This window comes from Mesorhizobium sp. M1006 (assembly GCF_040318825.1).
GTDB lineage: Bacteria > Pseudomonadota > Alphaproteobacteria > Rhizobiales > Rhizobiaceae > Mesorhizobium.
Window position 1 is genome coordinate 37,325 of sequence record NZ_JAMYMZ010000041.1, and the last position, 9,141, is coordinate 46,465.

General features: G+C 61.9%; 10 protein-coding genes, 2 tRNA genes and 1 pseudogene. 7 read left to right on the forward strand and 6 right to left on the reverse strand.

Going from position 1 to position 9,141, the window contains the following annotated elements; translation table 11 throughout:
• Positions 1 to 194 precede the first annotated feature (194 nt).
• From gcl to NKH60_RS27220, 3 genes are all read left to right on the forward strand, one after another.
• Complete coding sequence (gcl, locus tag NKH60_RS27210; protein WP_352874060.1) at positions 195 to 1,976, forward strand: glyoxylate carboligase; 1,782 nt, start codon at positions 195 to 197, stop codon at positions 1,974 to 1,976.
• 23 nt (positions 1,977 to 1,999) lie between these two features.
• Positions 2,000 to 2,797, forward strand: a complete 798-nt coding sequence (gene hyi / locus NKH60_RS27215) for a hydroxypyruvate isomerase (protein ID WP_352874062.1) — start codon at positions 2,000 to 2,002, stop codon at positions 2,795 to 2,797.
• 161 nt (positions 2,798 to 2,958) lie between these two features.
• On the forward strand, positions 2,959 to 3,843 hold the full coding sequence (locus NKH60_RS27220) for a 2-hydroxy-3-oxopropionate reductase (RefSeq protein WP_352874064.1): 885 nt from the start codon (positions 2,959 to 2,961) through the stop codon (positions 3,841 to 3,843).
• On the opposite strand, the gene NKH60_RS27225 is transcribed toward NKH60_RS27220, so the two are convergent.
• Together NKH60_RS27225 and NKH60_RS27230 are read right to left on the reverse strand one after the other, a co-directional pair.
• A complete protein-coding gene (locus NKH60_RS27225) occupies positions 3,840 to 4,256 on the reverse strand; it encodes a DUF6508 domain-containing protein (protein ID WP_352874065.1) in 417 nt (138 codons plus the stop codon). The genes NKH60_RS27220 and NKH60_RS27225 overlap by 4 nt on opposite strands.
• Positions 4,257 to 4,269: 13 nt before the next feature.
• Positions 4,270 to 5,124, reverse strand: a complete 855-nt coding sequence (locus tag NKH60_RS27230) for a TrmH family RNA methyltransferase (RefSeq protein WP_352819675.1) — start codon at positions 5,122 to 5,124, stop codon at positions 4,270 to 4,272.
• Positions 5,125 to 5,326: 202 nt separating this feature from the next.
• On the opposite strand from NKH60_RS27230, the gene NKH60_RS27235 reads away from it, so the two are divergent.
• Positions 5,327 to 5,411 (forward strand) — tRNA-Tyr (locus NKH60_RS27235).
• Positions 5,412 to 5,478: 67 nt separating this feature from the next.
• Positions 5,479 to 5,552 (forward strand) — tRNA-Gly (locus tag NKH60_RS27240).
• Positions 5,553 to 5,718: 166 nt separating this feature from the next.
• Here NKH60_RS27240 and NKH60_RS27245 read toward each other — a convergent pair.
• Positions 5,719 to 6,186, reverse strand: coding sequence for a YidB family protein (locus tag NKH60_RS27245; RefSeq protein WP_352874068.1), 468 nt, complete (start codon positions 6,184 to 6,186; stop codon positions 5,719 to 5,721).
• 159 nt (positions 6,187 to 6,345) lie between these two features.
• On the opposite strand from NKH60_RS27245, the gene NKH60_RS27250 reads away from it, so the two are divergent.
• Complete coding sequence (locus tag NKH60_RS27250) at positions 6,346 to 6,603, forward strand: GlsB/YeaQ/YmgE family stress response membrane protein (RefSeq protein ID WP_023717513.1); 258 nt, start codon at positions 6,346 to 6,348, stop codon at positions 6,601 to 6,603.
• A 45-nt stretch (positions 6,604 to 6,648) separates the two neighbouring features.
• Here the strand turns inward: NKH60_RS27250 and NKH60_RS27255 are convergent, their stop codons facing one another.
• From NKH60_RS27255 to NKH60_RS27265, 3 genes are all read right to left on the reverse strand, one after another.
• Complete coding sequence (locus tag NKH60_RS27255; protein WP_352874070.1) at positions 6,649 to 7,308, reverse strand: peptidoglycan recognition protein family protein; 660 nt, start codon at positions 7,306 to 7,308, stop codon at positions 6,649 to 6,651.
• A gap of 105 nt (positions 7,309 to 7,413) precedes the next feature.
• A complete protein-coding gene (locus NKH60_RS27260) occupies positions 7,414 to 7,863 on the reverse strand; it encodes a GFA family protein (RefSeq protein ID WP_352501672.1) in 450 nt (149 codons plus the stop codon).
• Between the two features lie 33 nt (positions 7,864 to 7,896).
• The gene (locus NKH60_RS27265) at positions 7,897 to 8,784 is read right to left on the reverse strand and encodes a DMT family transporter (RefSeq protein WP_352874073.1); all 888 of its coding nucleotides are present in this window, start codon (positions 8,782 to 8,784) and stop codon (positions 7,897 to 7,899) included.
• Between the two features lie 272 nt (positions 8,785 to 9,056).
• Here NKH60_RS27265 and NKH60_RS27270 point away from each other — a divergent pair.
• A pseudogene (locus NKH60_RS27270) lies at positions 9,057 to 9,141 on the forward strand (GTP-binding protein); the annotation flags it as partial.

Genomic DNA, 9,141 nt, shown 5'->3' on the forward strand with positions numbered 1-9,141 from the left:
CTTCGCTCTGTTCGCCCGGCAAGGCAATGAAAAAGTTTTTCATCGATTTGCGAAGCGAATTCGTGGAAAACAGAAAGTCAAATCAATTCAATCTACAAGAGCCGTTTTCTAGAAATGAAAATATATTCTGAAAAAATTGAAAAATCATTGGTGCGCTGGCATCATCGGCTATCAACAATTCCGTGGAGGCTGACATGGCCAAGATGCGCGCAGTCGACGCAGCGGTTCTCGTTCTCGAAAAGGAAGGCATCTCCTGTGCCTTCGGCGTGCCGGGTGCTGCGATCAACCCGCTCTATTCGGCGCTGAAGGCGAGGGGCAGTATCCGCCACATCCTTGCGCGGCACGTCGAGGCGGCTTCGCATATGGCCGAAGGGTTTACCCGCGCCAGATCGGGCAATATCGGTCTGTGCATCGGCACTTCGGGTCCCGCCGGAACCGACATGATCACCGGCCTCTATTCGGCCGCTGCCGATTCAATTCCCATCCTCTGCATCACCGGGCAGGCGCCGCGGGCGCGTCTCAACAAGGAGGATTTTCAGGCCGTCGACATTGCGGCGATCGCCGCACCCGTCGCCAAATGGGCGGTTACGGTGATGGAACCCTATCTGGTGCCGATGGCGCTGCAGAAAGCGTTCCATCTGATGCGCTCGTCGCGGCCGGGGCCGGTGCTGATCGATTTGCCTGTCGATGTGCAACTGACCGAGATCGAGTTCGACATCGATGCCTACGAGCCGCTGGTGCCGTTCAAGCCGGCAATGTCGCGCGCTCAGGCCGAGAAGGCGTTGACGATGCTGAACGGGGCGGAAAAGCCTGTCATCATCGCCGGCGGCGGCATCATCAACGCCGATGCGTCCGATCTGCTGATCGAATTCGCCGAAGTCACCGGCGTGCCCGTCATCCCGACGCTGATGGGCTGGGGCGCGATCCCCGACGACCACCGCCTGATGGCCGGCATGTGCGGGCTGCAGACCTCGCACCGCTATGGCAATGCCACGATGCTCGAAGCCGATTTCGTTTTCGGCATCGGCAACCGCTGGGCCAACCGCCACACCGGTTCGGTCGACGTCTACACCAAGGGCAAGACGTTCATCCACGTCGACATCGAGCCGACGCAGATCGGCCGCGTCTTCGCGCCGGACCTCGGCGTCGTCTCGGACGCCGGTGCGGCGCTGAAAATGCTGCTCGACGTCGCCACGGAGTGGAGGACGGCCGGGAAATTGCGCGACTGGTCGGGCTGGGCCGGCGAATGCCGGCAGCGCAAGAAGACAATGAAGCGCAAGACGCATTTCGACCAGGTGCCGCTGAAGCCGCAGCGCGTCTACGAGGAGATGAACAAGGCGTTCGGCCGCGACACCACCTATGTCACCACGATCGGCCTGTCCCAGATCGCCGGGGCGCAGTTCCTGCACGTCTACAAGCCACGCAACTGGATCAATTGCGGCCAGGCCGGCCCGCTCGGCTGGACATTGCCGGCGGCCCTCGGTGTTCGCGCCGCCGATCCGGACCGCACAATTGTGGCATTGTCCGGCGATTATGATTTCCAGTTCATGATCGAGGAACTGGCGGCCGGCGCACAGCACAGATTACCCTACATCCATGTCGTCGTGAACAACGCCTATCTCGGCCTGATCCGCCAGGCGCAGCGCGGCTTTTCGATGGATTTCGAGGTCAGCCTGGCCTTCGAGAACGTCAATCGACAGGGCGATGCCGAAGCTGGCTATGGCGTCGACCACCTCGCCGTCGCCGAGGCGATGGGCTGCAAGGCGGTCCGGGTGCGCCGGCCGGAGGAATTCGCAGGCGCGTTCAAGGAGGCGCAGCGCCTGATGAACGAGCACCAGGTTCCGGTGGTGCTCGAATTCATCCTCGAGCGCGTCACCAACGTTTCGATGGGTACCGAAATCGACAAGATCACCGAATTCGAGGAGCTAGCCGAACATCACGAAGATGCCCCCACGGCGATCGTCATGCTCGACTAAGCCGCATATGAGGAACTACTGCCATGCCACGGTTTTCAGCCAATCTTTCGATGCTCTTTGGCGAGCATGACTTCCTCGACCGCTTCGATGCCGCCGCCCGCGCCGGCTTCAAGGGCGTCGAGTATATCGGCCCCTATGACCATGCGCCGGATGTCGTCGCGGCCAGGTTGAAGAAGAACGGGCTGACGCAGGTCCTGTTCAACCTGCCGGCCGGCGACTGGGCCAAGGGCGAGCGCGGCATCGCGATCCTGCCCGACCGCATCCCGGAGTTCCGGCAGGGCATTGCCAAGGTCGTCACCTATGCGCACGCATTGGGCTGCGAGCAGGTCAACTGCCTCGCCGGCATCGCGCCGCAAGGCGTCGATCGCTCCGTGCTGGAAGACGTCTTGGCCGAAAATCTGGCTTTCGCGGCCGAAAAGCTGGAGCAGGCCGGCATCAGGCTGCTGATCGAGCCGATCAACACCCGCGACATTCCGGGCTTCTTCCTGAATTACTCGGACCAGGCTCTGGCCCTGATCGACCGCGTCGGCTCGAAGAACCTGTTCCTGCAATACGACATCTACCACATGCAGATCATGGAGGGGGATCTCGCCCGTACCATTGAGGCAAACCTCAACCGCATCGCGCATATCCAGCTTGCGGATAATCCCGGCCGTCATGAGCCGGGGACGGGCGAGATCAATTTTCCCTTCCTGTACAACCACATCGACCGCATCGGCTATTCCGGCTGGGTGGGGGCGGAGTACAAGCCGAAGGCGGGGACGGATGCCGGGCTTGGCTGGTTTCGGGACGCGGCCGGGCAGGGGAGTGCGGCGGCGTAGCGGGCAAGAGAGGCCCCCTCATCCGGCCGCTGCGCGGCCACCTTCTCCCCGCTGGGGAGAAGAGGCTGGCACCGGCGTTCGCGATCTCTTCTCCCCTCGGGGAGAAGGTGGCCCGAAGGGCCGGATGAGGGGGCGTTTCACATAGTCACTTGGAGAAAAACATGGAAACCATCGGCTTCATCGGCCTCGGCATCATGGGCGCGCCGATGGCGGGGCATCTGCTAGACGCCGATTATCAGGTCGTCGCCAGCGACCACCGCTCGAAACCGCCGGCCGACCTCGTCGCCAAGGGCCTGAAGGCCGTCACCGGCCATGATGCCGTCGCGCGTGCCGCCGACATCGTCATCACCATGGTTCCGGATACGCCGCAGGTCGCCGACGTGCTGTTCGCTGAGAATGGCGTCGCGTCAGGCCTCACTAAAGGCAAGCTGGTCATCGACATGAGCTCGATCTCGCCGATCGAGACCAAGGAATTCGCAAAAAAGATCAACGATCTCGGCTGCGACTATCTCGATGCACCGGTGTCGGGCGGCGAGGTCGGCGCCAAGGCGGCGTCGCTGACCATCATGGTCGGCGGCGAGGGAACAGCCTTCGAACGCGCCACGCCTATCTTCGAGAAGATAGGCAAGAACATCACTTTGGTCGGACCCAACGGCGTCGGCCAGACCACCAAGGTCGCCAATCAGATCGTCGTCGCGCTGACTATCGAGGCCGTCGCCGAAGCGCTTGTCTTTGCTTCAAAAGCCGGCGCCGACCCGGCCAAGGTCCGGCAGGCGCTGATGGGCGGGCTCGCAAACTCGCGCATCCTGGAAGTGCATGGCGAGCGCATGATCAAGCGCAGCTTCGCGCCCGGCTTCCGCATCGAACTCCACCACAAGGACCTGAATCTCGCCCTTGAAGGCGCGAAAGCGCTCGGCGTCGCCCTGCCCAACACTTCAACGACGCAGCAATTGTTCAACTCGTGCGCGGCCAACGGCGGCGCTAAGGAAGATCATTCGGCGCTGGTTCGGGCGCTGGAGCGGATGGCCAACTTCGAGATTGGTTAGAGAGTTTGCTGGCTGCTGCCAGGCAATTTGAACTCACCGATATTGGCAGCTATCCGCTCGAGGGCTGGGACAAGCGTCCCGTTCTCGAACGCTTCGCTAAGAGCTCCGTCAACCCATCTTTCATCGGTCAAGTTGCTGGCGACGCGATAATGGATCTCTGTGACGTCCATGGAGGTCAGGGCTTCGGCGTTCTCCGGCAACCAACTCTCCCGGCCGGCGTTGACGTCGAGAAATTTTCCAAAATCGGCTGGATTCTCAAGGCCGTGGACAAGCTGGAACATGTCATCCATCACGGCGTGGTAGCGGTCGTTCGCCTCGTCATAAAACTCCGGCGGAGTGAGTGTTCTCAATGTGCCGATCGTACTCGCGAGAAGCGCGAGCCATTCTCCCTGGTTTGAGAACGCCTTGTACATACCGATCGCTCGATCAATCCGCTGAAAGAAATTTCCCCGCCGCATAAAGCGCCACCGCGGCGGCATTCGACACGTTGAGCGAGCGGATGGCGCCCGGCATGTCGAGGCGGGCGAGCGTCGTCACCGTTTCGCGCGTTTTCTGGCGCAGGCCTTTGCCCTCGGCGCCAAGTACCAACGCGATCTTTTCTCCGGCAAAGCTGGTTTCAAGTTCCGCCGGCCCGTCCGAATCCAGCCCTATCGTCTGGAATCCGGCCTCGCGCAGCTGCTCCAGCGCATCGGCGAGGTTCTTCACCTCGATCTGGTCGATGTGCTCCAGCGCGCCGGAGGCCGACTTCGCCAGCACGCCGGATTCCTGCGGGCTGTGGCGCGCCGTGGTGATCAATGCACCGGCGCCGAAAGCCACCGCCGAGCGCAGGATCGCACCGACATTGTGCGGATCGGTGATCTGGTCGAGCACCAGCACCAGCCTGGTGTCGCCGAGCGCATCGAGGCGTTTCGGTTTCAGCGGCTCGGCCTCGATCAGCACGCCCTGGTGCACGGCATCCGAGCCGGTGATCTTGTCGATGTCCCTGGGTTCGACCAACTCCGCCTTGAAGGGCAAAGCGCCAAGGTCGGCGATTGCCAGCCGCTCGGCAGCGTTGCGCGTCACCAGCATCTTCCTGATTTTGCGGCGCGGATTGTCGAGTGCGGCCCGCACCGTGTGCAGCCCGTAGAGCCGCACCAGCCCATCCGCCGGGTTCTCGCCGGGCGGCACCGGCTGGCGCGGCCTGAACGCCGGCGCGCCGCCGCTCTTCTCGTCGCGATGCGCGCGGCGCAGCTTGGCGTAGTGGGTGTCTTTAGGGGTCTTGGATTTGTTGTCGTTGCTCATGGCCGGCTTCTATAGCCGTGTCGTCCGGCCATGGATACAGCTGCATAAGCTGCTTGTCGGGCGAGGCGTGAGATTCAGCGCTTTTTGCCGGACGGTTGCGGTTGACAGTTTTGGGCGCTGCCGCCATAAGGCGCTTCGCGGAAGGGCTGCTTTGGCAGCCGCGACGCGTCGATGCCTCGTTGCATGGCTCCGGCGGCAGACTGGAGAGGTGCCCGAGTGGTTAAAGGGGACGGACTGTAAATCCGTTGGCTATGCCTACGTTGGTTCAAATCCAACCCTCTCCACCACTGCCGGCCCGGAAGCCCTGAAACGCAGAGCGAGCGTCGGAGCGGATCCGATGCTTGACTGAAAGGCGCGGGTATAGCTCAGTGGTAGAGCAGCAGCCTTCCAAGCTGAATATGCGGGTTCGATTCCCGCTACCCGCTCCAGATTTCCCCCAAGCCGCGGCGCACCTCGCGCACGATTCCGAAGCAGGCACCGCCAAGCGAAGCGCTTTGCCGATAGTTCAAAGTATTCGTTGCGCGTCCAGACGGACGCGCATCTTAATCTGTGTTATCGTTGTCCCGAACCGCAGGCGGTGTGGGGCGACAGGCGTCAGCTCGCGAATTTGCTGAATATGGACGCGAGTTGGTTCTGCTGCGGCACTTGCCCGTTCGGCGTCAGCTGGTCGACAAGCCCTGGCAAGGCCGCCGACAGTTGCTTGAGCAGGTCCTGTTGGTTCAGACCCGTCCTTTGCGCGATCTCCTGAATGATCTGCGGGCCGAGGGCACTGCCCAGATCGCTGGGGTTGATCGGCTGGTTCTGACCGGTGCCGACCCACGAATTGGCAACGTTGCCGTGGCCGGCGTCCTTCAGTTTGTCGAGCAGTCCGCCCAGACCGCCGAGCAGTCCGCCATCGGCGGATGCGGTTGTATCAGGCGGGACGGGGGCAGGGCTCTGCGCCGCCTCCGGCTGGGCGGAATTTCCACCGCTCAGCATTTTTCCCACCAAAAGTGCGCCGAGCGCGATCATCAGCGGCTTGGCGACGTTGCCGCCGGGAACGGCATTGTCAAACAGTCCCATTGTGGATCTCCATGTCAAATTGCCCGTCCGTCTCCAACAATGACGCATCCATGGCGAATTTCAAGCCGGTTTGAGCTTTCCGTAATCATGATTTTCAAGTTGGCTTGAGCTTTGCTTAATAATGTGGAAGTAATCGGGTGCGGGGAACGGAGAGGAAAAATGTCAATATTAAGCTGGATTATTCTCGGCGTCATCGCCGGCTTCATAGGCAGCAAGATCGTCAATAAAAGCGGGCAAGGCCTGGTGCTCGACATCGTGCTCGGGATTGTCGGCGCCATCGTCGGCGGGCTCATCTTCAGCGCCTTTGGCGCGTCGGGCGTTACCGGGCTCAACATCTATAGCCTGATCGTCGCCGTGGTCGGTGCCGTGGTTGTCCTGTGGGCCTATCATCAGTTCAGCGGCAAGAGGGCACTGTAGAAGCCGTCCGGCAGTTGCGTCGGCATTCGGGTGAATGCCGACCGCCTATCTCATCCTTTTGAGGATTTCGCGGATCAGCGTGTTGAGGCCGGCTTCCAGCCCTTTCACCATGATCGGCCATAATTCCTCGAGCAGTCGCTGCCATGGGGGCTCCCGCCCGTTCCTCACCGGCAGATTTGGCATCGCGCCCATTGCCGCCGTCACGTCGCGGCGCAGCCGCTCGCCACAGGCGCTTGCGCCGCTGATCGTCGGATCGAAGGGCAGCCGTGTGAAATCCCATTTTCCGCGCTGCTCGATGCCGAGATTGCTCTCGACTTCGGCATGCGACAGCACCGTTTTGGGCGTGACCTTGATGCGGTAGTATTTGCAGAGTTCGGCGACGACGGCGGCCATCGCGTCCCACTGCGCCCTGGTCATCGGATAGCGGCCGGCATCGAACGGCCTTTGCTCCGCGCCGGCCATGCAGCAGAGCGAAACCCCGATCGAGCCGCCGTTGCAGTTGAGCGTGTGCGCGGCATATCCCGGTTTTACCCGGCCCGAATTGAGCGCGATCGAAGGCCGGCCCCTGACCAGGCGGCCATTCCCCTCGACCAGTATGTGATACGCATCCCTGTCGGTATCGCCGGCCGAATGCGAGCCGGCCGTCCAGTGGCAAATGACGCGCTTCATCGCAACATTGGGCAACCAGTCGGGCGGCAATGCCACAGAAATCCCCGCGACATAAGTTCAGTGACGGAGCACAGTATAGTTTCCTTGGCGGCGGACGCGAAAACGAAACGATAATTTGGTTGAGCGTTTTCTAACGGTCAGCTATTCGCCGGCATCTCCGGCGACCGCGTGTTCTCTGTATTGCGGCAGATCGTCGGTGATCGTGAACCACTTCGCCTTGGAGCCGACGAAGATGTGCTGCGTCGGGCGGATGGTCGGCTCGTCGACCAGGGTTCCCATGGCGACATGCACGAAGGCACCGTCGCGGACCACCGAATAGAGCAACGAGCCGCAGGTCTTGCAGTGCGCGTCATGGCCGGTTTCATCGCCGAAGATCGTGAGATTGTCCTCGCCCTTGGTCAGGCTCAGCCTGTCGCGCTCGATGCCGGCGAATGGCTTGAAGGCCGAGCCGGTGGTGCGCCGGCAGTTCGAGCAGTGGCAGTTCGCGGCGTAGACGAACGCGTCCGCCACCGCGTACTGAACGGCGCCGCACAGGCACTTTCCGATAAGCCTGCGGTTGCGTGAATTCTGGTTGTCATCCGGGCTTGCCACGCGCTCCTCCTATTGTGCAGGCCGATTTCAGTTTCAAGCGACGACGGTCAACCGGCGCTTGCGCTCGTCGAGCGAGACGATGGTCAACCCGCTGGCGACCACCAGCAGGATGCCGCAGATGGCCAGCGCATTCGGGAGTTGCCGGAATACCACCAGGCCTGAAATCACCGCCCAGACGGTAAAGCAATAGTAGAACGGCGCCACCACGCTGGTCGGCCCGACGCGATAGGCCATGAAGATGAAGAAGTGGCCGAAGATCAGGAACAGTCCGGCGCCGCCCATCAGCAGCAGGTGACGGATTTCAGGCACCACCCACTGCTCGGAAACCAGATGCGCAACGCCGGCGCCCGCGAGCACGACAATCACCGCGGAAATAGCGACGATCATCCCCGGCACGTCGGCGGCGACCTTGCGTCCGGCCAGATCGCGCGCCGCGGACAGGGCGGCATTGCCTAGCGCCAGCAGGGCATAGACCGAAATCCCCTGCATTGTCGGTTGTGCCACCATCACTGCGCCGATAAAGCCGAGCCCGATCAGCGCCAGGCGCAGCCCACCGATCCGTTCGCCAAACAGCATCGAGGAGCCGACCAGCATCAGCAAGGGCGTGATCTGCCCGAGCGCGGTCGAATCGGCGATCTGCATGTTGGCGAGCGCCACCACGTAGCAAAGGATCGCACCCAGTTCGAGCATGTTCCTGCGCAAAACCTTGGCGTCGAGGATCAGCCGGATCTGCTTGCCATAGCCCAGCATGAACAGCAGCGGAATGCCCCACAATGTTGCCGCAGCGCCGCGCAGGAACAGCACCTCATAGGGCGGCAGTCCCGCGGTTGCGAGCTTCATCATCGTGTCGTTGACGATGTAGGACCCGGTCGAAACGACCATGAACAGCGGGCCTCGTATGGCAGTCGGGATGAAATGCATCGGCCCACGAAATCAGACCGGCGCCAGGGCGGCAATGGGCCAGATCCGGCTGTAAATCCGTCAAAGCCGTCAGCCGCCGCCGTAACCATTCCATTTGCCCTTGTTCGTTCCTATATCCGCGCCACATTCTCCGAAACCGGATCACGCGTTCGGGCCGGGCGAGCGCGCTCGGCGACAAGGCACTTGTGTTTTTCGGCCTTAGTCGCTAATCGCCCCGCATTCGACTGAACTGAAGGTCCAGGCCGTCCCCAGGCCGTCCAAGGAAAGAGACTATGGCAAAAGGTAAATTCGAGCGCACTAAGCCTCATGTGAACATTGGCACGATTGGTCACGTCGACCATGGCAAGACGTCGCTGA